We start from the raw sequence: 16,353 nt of genomic DNA on the forward strand, positions 1-16,353 counted from the left end.
ACCAATTGATCTAGCAAAACAAATTCGGCTTCGTGCTGAGAAGAATTTCTAGTGTGGAACATGAGAAAAACACCTTCCTTTAGTATGCTTTTCTCTATTATAAAATGGGATAGTGGAAAATTTAAGGGAAAAAATAAAGCTGTCGAGATTTTCTCGACAGCCTGAAGCTCCCTCATTTTGGGGAGCTTTTTTATTTGTTTTGACCCTATGACTCATCTGGATGGATGATCGCAAACCAATAGTGATCTTCCCACTTATCATTGATCTTTACTTTTTTACGATGAAGTCCCTCATTTTCAAACCCTGTCTTCTCAAGCACACGAATGGAACCAATGTTAGATGGTTTTACGCCAGCCTCAATACGGTGAAGGTACAGTTCATAAAAGGCATAATCGATAATCAAACGAATCGCCTCTGTCATATACCCCTTCCCGCCTTGCTTTTCATCAAGTACATATCCAAGCAAAGCCCCTTGAATCGGTCCTCTTTCAACAGAATGGAGTGAGATCGTTCCAATTAATGCATCTGTTTCATTTAAGAAAATACCGTGCATATAGGCTTCATCTTTTGCACGCCTTTGCATACTGCGGTTAATCCGTTCCTTTTGACGAGGTACAGTAAAAAAATCATCCTGAACCAAAGGTGTAAATTGCTGAAAATAAGTGCGGTTTTCTCGTTCAAGTGTTAATAGAGCTTCTGCATCACTTTCTGTTAGTGTTCTTACATATATATTCTGACTGATTTTCTTCATATACTCTCCCCCCTTTTTTTATTTTATCATAATAAAGAAAGCGCTTTGGCTTATCAAAGATTTTTCCGATTACAAGTCATAATAGAACTCACTAGAACCACCCTTCCTAGCTTTTTCACTCTTTTTGTTCTATCAACTCAGGGACAAACATACACTGAAGTAAACTCTTAAAAGCGGTGAGTAAAATGCGGCGAATTATTTTTTTACTAGTCAGTTTGTTTGTCCTCTTTATTATCTTTTTTGATTTGAAAAATGGAACGATCCCCGTTCAGGAAGGACCTGCTGTTCCCGCCAGCGCCTTTCAAACAGCTGAAAAACAGGCATATAAAACTGTCACTGTTAAACAAGGTCAAACCGTCGTCTCTATCGTACATACAAGTAAGCCATTAGATGAAGTGATCGAAGACTTTGAAGCACTGAATCAAGGCGTCAAAGCGAACGAAATTCGGGCAGGCAGCACATACAAGTTTCCGGTCTATAAGAGATAAAACGTTAATTCCTTGTCATTCATATAAAGAGACTGTTACAATATGAGATGTAAAACACGTCGTACACTGCAAACGAATTGCATGTACACTAAGGAGCGATTGACAAGTGAGTGAAGTCACACATCGTACAAAAACGCGTCCCGTCAAAGTGGGACCTTTAACTATAGGTGGAAACAATGAAGTCGTCATTCAAAGTATGGCGACAACCAAAACACATGATGTCGAAGCGACAGTAGCTGAAATTAAACGTTTAGAAGAAGCTGGCTGTCAAATCGTGCGTGTCGCATGCCCAGATGAGCGTGCAGCAAATGCGATTGCGGACATTAAAAAACAAATCAACATTCCCCTTGTTGTCGACATTCATTTTGACTACAAGCTTGCACTGAAAGCGATTGAAGCAGGTGCAGACAAAATTCGTATCAACCCAGGAAACATCGGAAGACGAGAAAAAGTCGAAGCTGTTGTGAAAGCGGCAAAAGAAAAAGGCATTCCAATTCGTATTGGGGTAAACGCCGGTTCACTCGAGAAAAAGATTCTTGATAAATACGGCTATCCAACAGCAGATGGTATGGTTGAAAGTGCACTGCATCACATTAAAATTTTAGAAGACCTAGATTTTCATGACATCATTGTCAGTATGAAAGCATCTGATGTAAACCTTGCGATTGAGGCATACGAAAAAGCAGCAAAAGCCTTTGATTATCCTCTTCATCTTGGGATTACAGAATCAGGTACGTTATTTGCAGGTACGGTCAAAAGTGCTGCTGGTCTTGGCGCAATCTTGAATATGGGGATTGGTAACACACTCCGTATTTCATTAAGTGCTGACCCGGTCGAAGAGGTCAAAGTGGCACGTGAATTATTAAAATCATTTGGTCTTGCATCAAATGCAGCAACACTCATCTCTTGTCCAACTTGTGGACGAATTGAAATTGACCTCATTAGCATTGCAAATGAAGTCGAAGAATATATTTCTAAAATCAAAGCACCAATTAAAGTAGCTGTTCTCGGATGTGCTGTAAACGGTCCGGGTGAAGCGCGTGAAGCTGATATCGGCATCGCTGGCGCTAGAGGTGAAGGCCTTTTATTCCGCAAAGGTGAAATTGTTCGGAAAGTGCCAGAAGAAACAATGGTCGAAGAACTGAAAAAAGAAATCGATAAAATCGCTGAAGAACATTATGCAAAAATGGAAGCTGAAAAAGCAAAACAAGCGAACGCATAACAAAGAACGCCTGACATCACTGTCAGGCGTTTTTCTGTTCCTGTCCTGTTAAAAGAACGGGGTGATAAAGATGCCGAGGATGACGGAAACGATTCCGATCCCGATTGACCACGCGCCAAGCGCATGTGCTCCTTTTCTTCTTGCAATATAACCAACGACAATTGCCGCTACCCCTAATAGCACCGGCAAGACAAATAATGAGATAATCGCAATCGCGAGTGCTGTATAGCCTATCCCCTTACTGCCTGAATCGTCACCTACATGGTCACGTTCTCTTCTGTCTTCACGATCTCTTGATGCTTGATATGGCTCTGCTATTTCAGCAGCTGTTTCCTCTAAATAGCCATCATCATTACTAAAGTGTGTGTCGATTTCACGATCATTTCTTCTGAAATCTTCGTCTCTTTCCATGATCAATTCCCCCTTTTGGTTAATAGAAAGGAGCTTTTTTAGTATGAGCAAAAATGTCTGTTTCATGTTTGCTAAAACTTGCTGGAATTGTGAATTGATTATGTTACACTTTAAGAGGATAAATATGAGGAGTGTGGGCATGTTACGTTTAGGAATTGATATCGATGGCACAGTCACGGCGCAGGACACCTTTGTCCCCTACTTAAATGAGTCGTTTCAATGTGACATCACACTAGATGATATGACGGAATATGATTTGACGAAGCTTTTAAAGATTTCAAATGAAGAATTTTGGGGCTGGATGAATGAGTACGAGCCTCTTATTTATAAACAGGCAAAGCCTGCCGAGGGTGCAAAAGAAATCCTCGATCAAATGAAACATCATCATCAATTGATTTATATCACAGCCAGAAGGCAGCATCACTCAGACATCACCTACAAATGGTTTGAGGAGAATCATGTCCATTATGACGATATCGAGCTTGTTGGCGGACATCATAAGGTGGAAGCTGTTCAAAAACATAAGATCGATGTGTTTTTTGAAGATCACCACGGCAATGCCACAATGATTGCAAAAGAAGCTGACATTCCAGTGATTCTGTTTAACTCACCGTATAATCAAATGCCAATTGATGAACGGATCATTCGCGTGAATAACTGGCAAGAAGCATCCCAATGGATCAAACAGTATGAAAAGCGTCTGCAAACTGCTTACTAAAACAGATCAAAAGCCGATACGTTTTTAATGTATCGGCTTCAGATTGTTGACAAAGGGCTAAAATGAACTTTATTTTAGCCCTTTGTCTTCGTTTCAGCGTGATAGAAAACCTTTGCAGTCTAGGAAGGACGAGTACTGGAGCGGAGCGAATTTGACATTCGTGAGCACCGGAACGCAGGACTGACAAAGAATGCGAGGGTTTGTTCTGCGCGCTGAAGCCGATACGTTTAATGTATCGGCTTTTTGATTGTACGATGATGTCCTTCTTTTATTAAAAAATGATAAAGTGCACCCATCATGCCTGCCTGATTGAAGTAATAGCACGTTTCCAGTGTCACCTGTATGTTTTTCCATGCATGCAAAGTATGTAAATGTTTCTCAATGTTTGGAATCAAATCGGGCCTTGCACTCACGCCCCCGCCAATGAGGATTTTCTCTGGATTGAGAACTGTTGCCACATTGTAAATACCAATTGCGATTCGTTTGTACCACTGATCGATCATCTTCTCAATGGCCGGATCATGCTTGGCTTTTTCAAAGATTTCTTGACCGTCGATTTGCTGACTTTGTGGAATGCCCTGCTGCTCTTTGTAACTTCGTATCAATCCAGCTGTCGAAGCACTGCTGTTGAGTGTGGTAAACTGACCATTTTCTGTTTCTGTGAGCATCATGCCAAATTCACCGCCGCGAAAAGAGGCACCGCGCACAAGCTCGCCACCAGCAAAAATACCGCCGCCGACACCAGTCCCAAGCGTCATACATATAAAGCTGTCACACTCTTTCGCATGACCACTAAATTTTTCAGCCAGAGCTGCACAGTTCGCATCATTTTCTACTTCTACACGAAGTGATGTTTTTTCTTCCAAAAGCGTTTTGACATTTTGGCCATTTAAAGCAATAATCGCTCCTGCAAATTCCGTATAACCCGTTTGACTGTCAACAAAACCCGGAAGACTCATCGCAATCCCTTTGATATCCCAAGTCCTTTGATACTCTTTCACCACGTTCTCCATGTCCTCTAAAAACGGCTCAAGCTGCCGGCAGTTTGTTTCGTAGTCGCCGCTCGTGATCAGCTCACCATGTCGATCCATGACCCCATGCTTTGTTTTTGTCCCGCCTACATCGAATACGATATAATACGCCACTTTTGACCCCTCCCCCTATTTCTAAAGACTCAAATCTGCTTCTATAGATGATCTGTTGTTCTCATTTTAATGAAACAGCTATCCTTTGTAAAACGTTTTCAACATGACAAAACAAAAAGCCAGCCCATCGGCTGGCTTCTTTCATGAATGAACTTCTTTTGGTTCGCAAGAAGGACACGTTCCGTAAATTTCAAATTTATGTCCGCTAATGTGATAATCCTCTAGATCAGCATCAAGCTTGTCCATAGGGCAAGCGTCGATTTCCTTTGTTTTACCACACGTCAAACAAATAAAGTGATGATGATGGTGGGAAAACGAACATTTAAAACGGAACAGTTTCTCCCCTGATAATTCCGTTGTCTCTAATATCCCAAGATCTTCATATAAAGACAGGTTTCGATAAATCGTATCAAAACTAAGCCCTGGGTAATCTTCACTTAATGCTGTTAATACATTTTTAGCGGTCAAGTATTTATCAGAATCAGAAAACAATTGAAGCATATCTTCACGTTTGCTTGTATATTTATAGCCTTTTTCCTTTAATAAATCAAGCGCTTCTTGTACGTTCATGATGATTCCCCCTTCTGAATTTCCCAATACTAATACACCCGATTAAAATCAAGATAGACAGCATCACAATGGTTCCACCCGGCGCTAAATCAAGATAATAACTTAAAATCAAGCCGACCATAACAGACAATTCCCCAAATAAGATGGAAAGGAAAATCGCCTGTTTAAACCCTTTGGCAATCCGAATACTTGCCGCAACAGGCAGTGTCATGAGTGCGGACACTAGGAGTGTACCGACAATACGCATCGATGCTGCGATGACAAGTGCAACGACTAAAATAAAAATAAAATGAATCCATTTAGCTGAAATACCAGAAGCCTTCGCATGTTCTTCATCAAAAGAAAGCAAAAACAATTCTTTATACAAGAGCACAACCACTAATACAACAACAAGTGAGATCCCAACAATAATCCAAAGATCGAGCCTTGAAACCGCACTGACACTTCCGAACAAATAACTGAACAAATCTGTATTAAAACCATTTGCAAGTGAAATGAAAATAACAGAGATCCCAATACCACCCGATAAAATAATGGGGATCGCCAGCTCCTGATAATGTTTATACACAGAGCGCAGACGTTCAATAAACAATGAGCCAGCCACAGAAAAAGCCATTCCTAAGTAAAGCGGGCTAACCCCTGTCAAAAGTCCAAACTTTTTATCAAGGAATAAACTTGCCGCTATCCCAGCAAGTGATACGTGACTAAGCGCATCTGCGATGAGAGAGAGCCTTCTCACGACAATAAATACACCAAGTAAGGGCGCAATAAAGCCGATCAGCATCCCTGCGATAAACGCATTTTGTAAAAATTCATAATGAAAAAATGGAAATAGCATTATTCATGTCCCCCATGATGGTGATGATCGTGATGAATCACTTGAATGTCATGCCCGTAAAACTGAGAAAGCGCCTGATCATCCATCGAATCAAACGTTTCCGCATCTCCATGAAAATGAAGTGTCTGATTTAAACAAGCCACATGCGTGACTTTGTCAGAAACGGTTCCTACATCATGTGTAACGAGAATTAAAGACATCCCTTTTTCTTTGTTCAATGTTTCTAACAGCTGATAAAAGCCCTCTACTGTTCTTTGGTCTACACCCACAGTCGGCTCATCTAAAATAAGCAGCTTCGGCTGACTGACGAGTGCACGAGCAATAAATGTACGCTGCTGCTGACCGCCTGAAAGCTCACCAATGTTTTGGTGTTTTAAGTCTTGTATGCCAACTGAGCGGATGGCCTCATCTACTTGAAGCTTATCTTGCTTAGTCATGCGTTTGAATAAACCAATCTTCGCCGTTAAACCACTTGCCACGACCTCGTATACAGAAGCAGGAAACCCTGTATTAAAGCTATTCGCCTTTTGAGAAACAAATCCAATTTGATCCCAGTCTTTAAATTTTTGAGCAGGTGTGCCAAAGAGCTTCAATTCTCCCTGCTGGGGTTTAATCAAGCCAAGCAGGCATTTTAATAAGGTTGTTTTACCAGATCCATTCGGTCCAACAAGTGCTAGAAAGTTTCCTTCCTCTACCGTTAAATGAATGTGATCGATGACATTTCGCTGTCCATATGAATACGAAATGTCCTTCATTTCAATAATTGGCTTTGCCATAAATCTTTCCACCTTTAATCCAATATAAAAAGAATGATTACGATTTATACAACAAAAAGAAAATGGCTTTTGCCATTTTCTTTGTCCATACATACATTTCATTATATAAAAGAAAGATAAAAAAGTAAAATAAAAGCTAATGAATGGCTGTTTTGAATTTACCGCCTTTTGTTTCATGCGTATCCATAATCGTAATAAAGGCTTGACCATCAATTTCAAACACAATAGATTTCAGCTTCGTAATTTCAAGTCTTGTCACGACGGCGTAAATGACATCTTTTTCTTCATCGGTATAACCGCCTTTTCCTCTAAGCTTGGTCGTTCCCCTGCCGAGACGATGAAGAATCGCATCTGAAATTTCATCATAATAATCCGAAACGATAATGACAGCTTTTGTTTCATCTAGTCCTTGAATGACAGCATCAATTGTTTTCATTGCCAAATAATATGTCATGACAGAATACATAGCTTGCTCCGGTCCGAAGACAAAGCCCGCCCAAATAAAAATGAACACATTGACGATCATGACAAACTCACCGACGGAGAAAGGAATTTTTTTCGTCAGAAGAATTCCTAAGATTTCCGTTCCGTCCATTGAGCCTCCATTCCGTATCACAAGCCCAACGCCAAACCCGAGTAACAGCCCCCCAAATACAGTAGCTAAAATCGGCTGCGTCGTAAATGCTTCTACATGATGGAGTGAAGATTCAATCACGGCCAAGCTGACAATCCCAATCACAGTGGAAATCAAGAAGGTTTTCCCAATATGTTTGTATCCTGATATCATAAATGGAATATTTAAAATGACAACAATCGTCGCAAAATTAATGAATGGGTTATCCGTAAAAAGATAATCCAGAATAAGCGAAATACCGATGATGCCTCCATCAATAATATTGTTTGGCACTAAAAATAATTCAATGCTGACTGCCGCACATGCAGCTCCTACTAGAATCAGAAAAATTCTCAAAATAAAATGAGGCACTGATTCCTTTTTATGCTGTTTACTATTTGCCATACGTTCTCCCTTCTACACATGTTTAGTTTTCAATGAACATTTTATTCACTTTACTATTTTATCATTTCACAGAGTAAAATAAAATTTTTTGCACATTTTCCGTTTTCGCCCATACATTGATACAGAGGGGAGGAATGGAATTGATTTTAATTCAAAAAATTGTGTTACAGCGTCTGAATCAGATCACAGCAAATGACTTGTTAAGGTATGCGAAACAGTACGGGGTCAGCTTAACATCCAATCAGGCTTCTGAGGTCGCCAAACTCATGAATGGGAAAAACGTCAATATTTTTAATGATGCAGAGCGCAACCGGCTGCTTAAGCAAGTGGAAGCGATTACGTCTAAACAGACAGCACAGACCGTCAATGATCTGTTTAATCAATTCACAAATTAGGCAAAAAAGGGCCGCATTTAGCGGCACCTCATCACATTGCATGCACTTTTTATTGACCCGTAATCTTATCTAGTAAACCTTCATCAAATTGCTTTTCTTTCAGCATCGCAATTTCGAATTTGTAAGGTGGTTTCTTGTTCTTTTTATCTTCACCTACATAAGGCGTTTCTAGAATCTTAGGCACATCTTGAAGCTGTGGATGATGAACGATATAGCTCAGGGCATCAAAACCAATTTCTCCAAAACCGATATTTTCATGTCGGTCTTTTCTTGCGCCTTGTACATTTTTACTATCATTAATATGAAGAACTTTGATTCGGTCGATCCCGACAATTCGATCAAATTCTTCTAATACTCCATCAAAATCACTCACAATGGGATAACCTGCATCGTGCGTGTGACACGTATCAAAGCAAACAGAAAGTGCTTCGTTATGTGTCACACCGTCAATAATTTGGGCAAGCTCTTCAAAGCTTCTTCCGCACTCTGATCCTTTTCCCGCCATTGTTTCCAGCGCAATTTGAACCTCCTGCCCCTTCACGATGACTTCATTGAGACCTTCAATGATTTTTTGAATTCCAGCATCTGCACCTGCTCCGACATGCGCACCTGGATGAAGAACAATTTGTCTTGCACCAAGCGCTTCTGTACGCTCTATCTCAGAGCGAAGGAAGTCCACTCCAAGCTCAAATGTCGCTGGATTCACTGTGTTCCCAATATTGATAATATACGGTGCATGAACGACGATATCTGTCATACCATGCTCTTTCATATGCGCTTGTCCAGCTTCAATATTGAGATCTTCAATTTTTTTACGGCGCGTATTTTGCGGTGCACCTGTATAAATCATAAAAGTATTTGAACCATAAGAGGCAGCTTCCTCACTCGCTGCAAGAAGCATATGTTTTCCGCTCATGGATACATGTGATCCAATCTTCAACAATGTGTCCCCCTACTTTCCGTTACGCTTTGACTTTCTACGTTCTTGTCTTTTGATCTTATCCATCTCACGTGTCATTTTCTTTTTATATCCAGGTTTGACGGCTTTCGGTTTTCTGACAAGGCGTTTTGCTTTTTCTTCAATTTCATTTGGTGCTTTTTTACGTCTTTGACGCTTCAAACGATCATCTGCATCTCGCCATTCGCCATGAACAATCGTTTTGTTTTCAAACACAACACCCATTTTTTCAATTTGAACGAGTGCATCCTCATCAGCGAGATCATAAATGGTCATTGCAATGCCAGATGAACCAGCGCGAGCCGTTCTTCCCACACGGTGAACATAAAAATCAAGATCGGATGGGAGCTCATAGTTAATCACGTGGCTGACGCCCTTAATATCAATCCCGCGGGCAGCAAGATCAGATGCCACAATATAGGTGAACTCCAAATCTTCAATTTGTTTCATCACTTTTTTACGTTCACGAGGCGTTAAACCACCATGAAGTACCCCAATTTTCATTCCTTTTTCTTGTAGAAATGAGGCAATCTCATCAACAGTTGATTTCGTATTGGCAAAGATGATCCCTAAATAAGGCTGTACATTCGTCACCATTTCATGAAGTAATTTTAATTTATCACGCTGTTTAGATGGAACTAAAATATGCTGAATGTTTTCAGCCGTAATGCGTTTCGGTTCAACATGTGCATATTTCGGATTATCCATATATTTTTTGAGGAAAGGTTTTAATTTTTCTGGAATAGTTGCTGAGAACACGAGCATTTGCAACTGTTCTGGCATTTGTGAACCAATACGATCCACATCTTCTAAAAAGCCCATATCCAGCATAAGGTCTGCTTCATCAATGACAAGAGATGTTGCTTTGTACACATTCAGCGCTTGCTCATGAATAAGATCAGCAATACGTCCAGGAGTGCCGACCACTAAGTGCGGCTGATTCTTTAGCTTTTGAATGGATTTCTGCTTGTCCGTTCCGCCAATGTAAAGCTTTGCCTTGATTTCTTCTTCTGGAGGCGTATTTTTTAAGATCGTTTGTGCTTCTTTAAAAATTTGATTCGCTAATTCTCGTGTTGGTGCAGTAATGACCACTTGTACTTGCTCTTTGCTTGGATCAATTGAATGAATAAGCGGCAATAAATACGCATGGGTTTTCCCTGTCCCTGTTTGAGACTGTCCAATCACGCTTTCACCTTTTAAAACAGCAGGGATGATTCTCTTTTGAATATCAGTCGGCTCATAAAAGCCCAGTTCATGAATAGCATCTATAATAAAAGACTTTAATTCATATGTCGTAAATTTCGTTTCTTTCATGTTTTCACTCCTTAAGGCAATGCCTTTTTGCTCATCTCCTCATTATAGCTGATTTTCAGCAAAAAAACCATGTCCGCTTTTCTCACAGGAAACCAAATGATACTTCCTTGCATAACCTATGAAGAGAAAGAGAATGCAGTAAGGGAGGTACAAGTATGTTAGGGCAAAGGCCTATGGGCGATTTTCAGCCGCATCGCCCCTCACGCCGGCACCTTGGAAATGGCGGACAGCCCGGGATTTTTCAACGGAGACAGCAGGCTCCGATCGAACAGCCTTTTCAAGGGCAAGGCAACCAATTTCAACAAATGATGCCTCGCTCTCCGTCTGTACAAGGCGGCGGTCTACGCGGGATGGGTGGCATTCCTGGAGGCGAAAGCCGTGCACTAGGCGGCGCCGGAATTAAGGGCATGCTGGCAAAATTTCTTCCTGGAGCTGGAGGTGCAGGAATCTCTGGAGCTGGAGGTGGTGCGGGATTACAAGGAATCCAGAGCTTCGCAAACCCTGCGAACCTTTCAAGCATGTTAGGAAATGTTCAAAAAGTACTCGGAATGGCGCAGCAATTCACGCCTATGATTCAGCAATACGGTCCTTTAGTCAGAAATTTGCCTGCCATGATTAAACTCTATAGCCAGCTTGGCAGTGCGGATGATGATGAAACAAATACGAATGATGCAGACGAAGAACCAAAAGAAATCACTGCAGAAACAGACGTTCCGCACGAACAAGCAGCACCGGTTGATGATGAAATAGAAGAAGGAAAAGAAGAAGAACCAGAGGACATCCTTGTCAAAAAAGGGACTGTACACACATCAGCTGCTCCTGAAGCAAAACCGAAAAAAAGATCGGGTAGTTCCATTCCGAAACTATATGTCTAGTGATCTTTTAAAGGCGAAGTGTTTCCCATGTATAACAATCTTTGATATATGCGCTTACTTTGGCTATAATGAAGGAAGAGAATGATCAAAAGCCGTTTTTCACGGCTTTTTATATTGTTCTTCTCTAGCAGCACTTCCCTACAGGAGGACGAATAAATGAATGTAATTAAAATTTCGCCGCGTGGCTATTGCTATGGCGTTGTAGATGCAATGGTCATTGCTAAAAATGCCGCACTTGATAAAAACTTGCCACGCCCAATTTATATATTAGGTATGATTGTGCACAACAAACATGTCACAGATGCCTTCGAAGAAGATGGAATTTACACACTGGACGGACCAAACCGTCTAGATATTTTAAAACAGGTTGAAAGTGGCACAGTGATTTTCACCGCTCACGGCGTATCTCCTGAAGTCCGTCAAATTGCAGAAGAAAAAGGCCTTGTCGCCATTGATGCGACGTGTCCAGATGTCACGAAAACACATGAACTCATTTCAGAAAAAACAGCTGATGGATATGACATTATTTATATCGGGAAAAAGGGGCACCCTGAGCCAGAAGGAGCCGTCGGTGTTGCACCTGACAAAGTGCACCTTGTTGAAACAGAAGCTGATATTAAAGCGCTCGATTTAACGTCAGATAAACTGCTCATCACCAATCAGACAACAATGTCTCAGTGGGATGTTCATGATCTGATGGAGCTCATTAAAGAAAAATATCCTCACGTCGAGTACCATCAAGAAATCTGCCTTGCGACACAGGTACGTCAGGAAGCTGTGTCACAGCAAGCAGGCCAAGCCGATCTGACCATTGTGGTCGGCGATCCAAAAAGCAATAACTCAAATCGTCTGGCGCAAGTGTCAATGGAGATTGCAGGAACGCAGGCTTACCGAATTGGTGATCTCAGTGAGCTAAAGCTTGAATGGCTCCAAGGGGTTAAAACAGTTGCCGTTACTGCAGGTGCTTCCACACCAACACCTATTACAAAAGAAGTCATTCGTTTCTTAGAAAACTACGAACCTGATGATGAATCAACATGGAAAATTGAACGGACGGTTCCTCTTTCTAAGATATTACCTCGCGTGAAAACAAAGAAATAAAAAAACGTCAGAGCTGCTATGCTCTGACGTTTTTGTTTACACAAATTGAAACGGGTTTGTGTTTGATTCTGATACAAAGAATTGCACATCATATTTTTTATCTGTACATAGCGATTCTAGCTTTGTCTTTACGCCCTCTTTCATGATCTTTTCTGCGTAATGACCTGGGTCCACTACATTCAGTCCGAGCATCATGGCATCGTGAGCGACATGGAAATAAAGGTCGCCAGTCACGTACACATCTGCACCCATTCTTTTCGCTTGATGGATATATTTATTTCCGTCTCCTCCAAGCACAGCTACTTTTTTCACGATCGCTTCCTGATCTCCTACAAAACGCGCTCCATTCACATCTAACTTCGTTTTCACAAATTGAGTGAAGTCTTTAAGTGTCATAGGTTCTTTTAATTCACCAATACGACCAAGGCCTTTTTGAATAGGAGGAAGATCTGTCGTGTGTACACTGTAAGCCACTTCTTCATAAGGGTGTGCTTTGATCATTTCACGAATCACTTGTTTTTCAATACTTGCTGGGAAAATGGTTTCAATTCGTACTTCTTTCACAAATTCCAATTTACCCGTCTCACCAATAAATGGCACAGCTTCTTCTGATGGCAAAAAACTGCCTGTCCCTTCATTTGAAAAAGCGCAATGACTGTAGTTGCCAATATGGCCAGCTCCCGCATTTCCTAAAGCCGTCCTGATGGCCTCTTCAAATTCCACTGGGACATACAAGGCTAGCTGCTTAATTGGATCTTCATATGTTGGAACTAGCACTTTTGTTTCCCCGAGCTCTAAAGCCTCTGCAAGCAAGTCATTGACTCCCCCATCAGCCACATCCAGGTTTGTATGTGCTACATACACCGCAATATCATGTTTGATGCATTTCTCAATGATCCGTCCTGCCGGCTGATCTGTCGCCACATGTTTTAATGGACGGAAAATTGGCGGATGGTGGGCAATAATGAGATCCACCTTCCGCTCAATTGCCTCATCTACCACATTTTCTAATACATCTAAGGTGATCATGACATTGGTCACTTTTTTATTCAGCGTTCCAATCTGGAGCCCGATTTTATCACCTTCCACCGCATATGCCTTTGGTGAAAATTGCTCAAATAATTGGATGATTTCATGCCCGTTCACTGTTTTAGCCAACAGTCAAAACCTCCTTTAGCATTTTTATTTTCGCATTCAGCTCTTTGAGACGTTCTTTGTTCTCTTCCGTCGGCGCTGCTTTTTGAATCTGGCCTTCTATATGCTCCATGTGCTGTAGCTCATTCATCCATTTGCGCCGGAAGACATCATTATGTTCTTTGGCAAGAAACGGACCAACGAGCATGCCTGTTTCAATCGACATGCCTTCATAAGCTTTATCTTTGTCGCCAGTTTCGGCAATGATGATTTCGTATATCTTGCCATCCTCTTCTAAAATCACTTCATCCATCAGTTCATACCCCTCTTGATAGAGCCATAAACGAATATGGTGAGCATGAATATTAGGCTGAAGAATAAGCCGCTCCTGCCCTGTGAGCTTGTGTTTACCTTCATTTAGAATGCTTGCAATGAGTGCTCCGCCCATTCCTGCAATCGTGACAGCATTCACCTCGCCTTTTTCAATCACTTCAAGGCCATTTCCTTTTCTGACTGAAATCTGCTCATCTAATTCAAGCCTATGTACTTGCTGCTTCGCAGATTGAAGCGGTCCATCAGTAATTTCACCAGCAATGGCTTTCAATGCTTTATGATGTAATATCGCATAACATGGCAAATAGGCATGATCTGAGCCAATATCAGCAAAGACCGCCTCTTTTGGTAAAAAGTCTGCGACTCTTTTTAATCGTTTTGACAAATTCATTTCATTCATCCATATCACTACTTTTCTTTAATGTTCATACTTGTCTATCTTATATAAATTATGGACTTTTTAAAAGTCGTTTTCAAATGAAAAAAGCTCTTCTGATGAAAAAGAGCTTTTTGCGCTTTATTATTTAATTTTGGATACCCATTCTGACATTTCATCGAGCTTTTCATTCGGAATTAGCCCGCCCGGCATCCCATTTCCGCCTTCTTGAATTTTCTTCTTGATGTCTGCTACTTCAAGCTTGTCGCCAACACCTTTTAATGCAGGACCAGCGCCACCTTCGTAGTTTTCCCCATGACAGCTAATACAGTTCTGCTTATACAATTCTTCCGGCGTTGCATTTGCGGTCTCTTCTTGCTTTTGCTCTTTGCCCCCAGAGGCAATTTTGTCTTCATCTTTCAGCCCCTTCATTGATAAGAAAAAAGTGAGTCCAATACCTAAAATGGCAATCAATAAGAATGGTATAAGTGGATTCCGTTTCATTTCTTTCATCCTCCCCTTTGTGAAAAACCCCTTTGAGACTATGCAAACAATTCTAATTCTACTTTAATTTTACAAAAAGTAAACGAATTATGATACAAAACTTTGGTCAAGTTCACAGATTAGACAAAAATGATTCAAAATGAGAAAAGAAGCCTTCAGCACATTTAGATGTATTTTTTATACATCTTTTCTCTAAGAACGTTGCAAATTCATTTGTTATTCAGTAAAATATAATCAGATCAAAAAAGCGTTTTCATTTTGATGAAGAAAGAACGGATCTCTCTCAAGATCCGTCCGGTTTCTATTCTAAGAAGTCTTTTAATCGTTTACTTCTGCTTGGGTGTCTTAATTTACGAAGAGCTTTCGCTTCAATTTGGCGAATACGCTCTCTTGTTACGCCAAACACCTTTCCTACCTCTTCTAATGTGCGTGTTCTTCCGTCATCTAGTCCGAAACGCAGTCTCAGCACATTTTCTTCACGGTCCGTTAGCGTATCTAATACATCTTCAAGCTGCTCTTTTAAGAGCTCATAGGCAGCATGGTCTGATGGAGAAGTCGCCTCTTGGTCTTCGATAAAATCACCAAGATGCGAGTCATCTTCCTCACCAATAGGTGTTTCTAAAGATACTGGCTCTTGCGCAATTTTAAGAATTTCTCTTACTTTCTCTGGTGTTAAATCCATGTCTTCCGCAATTTCTTCTGGCGTTGGTTCTCTACCTAGATCTTGTAGAAGCTGTCTTTGAACACGGATTAATTTATTAATGGTTTCCACCATATGAACCGGGATCCGGATTGTTCTCGCCTGATCGGCAATCGCACGTGTGATCGCCTGTCTAATCCACCAAGTCGCATATGTTGAGAATTTGTATCCTTTGCGGTAATCAAACTTCTCAACCGCCTTCATGAGCCCCATGTTTCCTTCTTGAATCAAGTCAAGGAACAGCATACCACGACCAACATAACGTTTCGCAATGCTGACAACGAGACGAAGGTTCGCTTCCGCTAATCTTCTTTTTGATTCCTCATCGCCTTCTTCAATCTTTTGAGCATACGTAATCTCTTCTTTCGCAGATAGCAAATTGACGCGCCCGATCTCTTTTAAGTACATACGAACAGGATCATTAATTTTGACACCTGGTGGTACGCTTAAATCATTCAGGTCAAATTCCTCTTCTGCCTTAGCCAGCTGCTGAACATTTGGGTCTTCAGTCTCTTCGTTTTCACTGATGAGTTCTACACCCTGTTCGCCTAAGTATTCATAGTATTCATCCATCTGGTCTGATTCAATTTCAAAGCTAGACATACGCTCTGCAATTTCTTCGTATGTTAAAACGCCCCGTTTTTTACCCGTTTCAGTGAGCTTATCTCTCACCTGTTCAAAGGTTAATTCAGTTTCAGTTTCGTGGGCTTGTTTATCAGCCATTAT

19 protein-coding genes are annotated in these 16,353 nt (G+C 41.0%); 6 read left to right on the top strand and 13 right to left on the bottom strand.

Annotation, left to right across the window (positions count from 1 at the left end; all coding sequences use genetic code 11):
- Positions 1-205 precede the first annotated feature (205 nt).
- Complete coding sequence (locus EBQ12_RS17875; protein WP_125590937.1) at positions 206-751, bottom strand: GNAT family N-acetyltransferase; 546 nt, start codon at positions 749-751, stop codon at positions 206-208.
- Between the two features lie 185 nt (positions 752-936).
- Between EBQ12_RS17875 and EBQ12_RS17880 the strand changes: the two genes are divergently transcribed.
- Complete coding sequence (locus tag EBQ12_RS17880) at positions 937-1,239, top strand: hypothetical protein (RefSeq protein ID WP_007501268.1); 303 nt, start codon at positions 937-939, stop codon at positions 1,237-1,239.
- A gap of 106 nt (positions 1,240-1,345) precedes the next feature.
- Positions 1,346-2,461, top strand: coding sequence for a flavodoxin-dependent (E)-4-hydroxy-3-methylbut-2-enyl-diphosphate synthase (ispG, locus tag EBQ12_RS17885; RefSeq protein ID WP_008342357.1), 1,116 nt, complete (start codon positions 1,346-1,348; stop codon positions 2,459-2,461).
- Between the two features lie 48 nt (positions 2,462-2,509).
- On the opposite strand, the gene EBQ12_RS17890 is transcribed toward ispG, so the two are convergent.
- Complete coding sequence (locus tag EBQ12_RS17890) at positions 2,510-2,872, bottom strand: DUF308 domain-containing protein (RefSeq protein WP_008342359.1); 363 nt, start codon at positions 2,870-2,872, stop codon at positions 2,510-2,512.
- Positions 2,873-3,011: 139 nt separating this feature from the next.
- Between EBQ12_RS17890 and EBQ12_RS17895 the strand changes: the two genes are divergently transcribed.
- Complete coding sequence (locus EBQ12_RS17895) at positions 3,012-3,590, top strand: 5' nucleotidase, NT5C type (protein WP_125590939.1); 579 nt, start codon at positions 3,012-3,014, stop codon at positions 3,588-3,590.
- 227 nt (positions 3,591-3,817) lie between these two features.
- Here EBQ12_RS17895 and EBQ12_RS17900 read toward each other — a convergent pair whose 3' ends face one another.
- The 5 genes from EBQ12_RS17900 to EBQ12_RS17920 all read right to left on the bottom strand — a co-directional run bounded on the left by EBQ12_RS17900 (position 3,818) and on the right by EBQ12_RS17920 (position 7,937).
- Complete coding sequence (locus EBQ12_RS17900; RefSeq protein WP_125590941.1) at positions 3,818-4,735, bottom strand: ROK family protein; 918 nt, start codon at positions 4,733-4,735, stop codon at positions 3,818-3,820.
- 141 nt (positions 4,736-4,876) lie between these two features.
- A complete protein-coding gene (zur, locus tag EBQ12_RS17905; RefSeq protein WP_003217433.1) occupies positions 4,877-5,305 on the bottom strand; it encodes a zinc uptake transcriptional repressor Zur in 429 nt (142 codons plus the stop codon).
- On the bottom strand, positions 5,283-6,143 hold the full coding sequence (locus EBQ12_RS17910; RefSeq protein ID WP_007501274.1) for a metal ABC transporter permease: 861 nt from the start codon (positions 6,141-6,143) through the stop codon (positions 5,283-5,285). Before EBQ12_RS17910 ends, zur begins: the two co-directional genes overlap by 23 nt.
- Positions 6,143-6,919 (bottom strand): metal ABC transporter ATP-binding protein, encoded by a 777-nt coding sequence (locus EBQ12_RS17915; protein WP_017367616.1) that lies wholly within the window; start codon positions 6,917-6,919, stop codon positions 6,143-6,145. The genes EBQ12_RS17910 and EBQ12_RS17915 overlap by 1 nt, the downstream gene beginning before the upstream one ends.
- A 136-nt stretch (positions 6,920-7,055) precedes the next feature.
- Positions 7,056-7,937, bottom strand: coding sequence for a YitT family protein (locus tag EBQ12_RS17920; RefSeq protein ID WP_007501276.1), 882 nt, complete (start codon positions 7,935-7,937; stop codon positions 7,056-7,058).
- Positions 7,938-8,077: 140 nt separating this feature from the next.
- Between EBQ12_RS17920 and EBQ12_RS17925 the strand changes: the two genes are divergently transcribed.
- Positions 8,078-8,332, top strand: a complete 255-nt coding sequence (locus tag EBQ12_RS17925) for a DUF2624 domain-containing protein (RefSeq protein WP_099496609.1) — start codon at positions 8,078-8,080, stop codon at positions 8,330-8,332.
- A 49-nt stretch (positions 8,333-8,381) separates the two neighbouring features.
- Here EBQ12_RS17925 and EBQ12_RS17930 read toward each other — a convergent pair whose 3' ends face one another.
- Positions 8,382-9,275: a deoxyribonuclease IV gene (locus EBQ12_RS17930; RefSeq protein WP_017358005.1), complete on the bottom strand. Its 894-nt coding sequence runs from the start codon at positions 9,273-9,275 to the stop codon at positions 8,382-8,384.
- A gap of 9 nt (positions 9,276-9,284) precedes the next feature.
- Positions 9,285-10,604: a DEAD/DEAH box helicase gene (locus EBQ12_RS17935; protein ID WP_024718822.1), complete on the bottom strand. Its 1,320-nt coding sequence runs from the start codon at positions 10,602-10,604 to the stop codon at positions 9,285-9,287.
- A gap of 155 nt (positions 10,605-10,759) precedes the next feature.
- Here EBQ12_RS17935 and vrrA point away from each other — a divergent pair, with 155 nt between their 5' ends.
- Together vrrA and EBQ12_RS17945 are read left to right on the top strand one after the other, a co-directional pair.
- Entirely contained in the window at positions 10,760-11,479 is a 720-nt protein-coding gene (gene vrrA / locus EBQ12_RS17940; RefSeq protein ID WP_125590943.1) for a VrrA/YqfQ family protein, read from the top strand.
- Positions 11,480-11,635: 156 nt separating this feature from the next.
- A complete protein-coding gene (locus EBQ12_RS17945) occupies positions 11,636-12,580 on the top strand; it encodes a 4-hydroxy-3-methylbut-2-enyl diphosphate reductase (protein WP_007501283.1) in 945 nt (314 codons plus the stop codon).
- Positions 12,581-12,616: 36 nt separating this feature from the next.
- Here EBQ12_RS17945 and EBQ12_RS17950 read toward each other — a convergent pair whose 3' ends face one another.
- The 4 genes from EBQ12_RS17950 to rpoD form a co-directional block, all read right to left on the bottom strand.
- Entirely contained in the window at positions 12,617-13,738 is a 1,122-nt protein-coding gene (locus EBQ12_RS17950) for a Nif3-like dinuclear metal center hexameric protein (RefSeq protein WP_125590945.1), read from the bottom strand.
- Entirely contained in the window at positions 13,731-14,447 is a 717-nt protein-coding gene (locus tag EBQ12_RS17955; protein ID WP_048001529.1) for a tRNA (adenine(22)-N(1))-methyltransferase, read from the bottom strand. The genes EBQ12_RS17950 and EBQ12_RS17955 overlap by 8 nt, the downstream gene beginning before the upstream one ends.
- Before the next feature lie 120 nt (positions 14,448-14,567).
- Complete coding sequence (cccA, locus tag EBQ12_RS17960; RefSeq protein WP_008342390.1) at positions 14,568-14,927, bottom strand: cytochrome c550; 360 nt, start codon at positions 14,925-14,927, stop codon at positions 14,568-14,570.
- A 301-nt stretch (positions 14,928-15,228) separates the two neighbouring features.
- Positions 15,229-16,350, bottom strand: coding sequence for an RNA polymerase sigma factor RpoD (rpoD, locus tag EBQ12_RS17965; RefSeq protein ID WP_008342392.1), 1,122 nt, complete (start codon positions 16,348-16,350; stop codon positions 15,229-15,231).
- Positions 16,351-16,353: the final 3 nt, after the last annotated feature.

The organism is Bacillus sp. 2B09, from assembly GCF_003946835.1.
GTDB classification, from domain to species: domain Bacteria; phylum Bacillota; class Bacilli; order Bacillales; family Bacillaceae; genus Bacillus; species Bacillus altitudinis.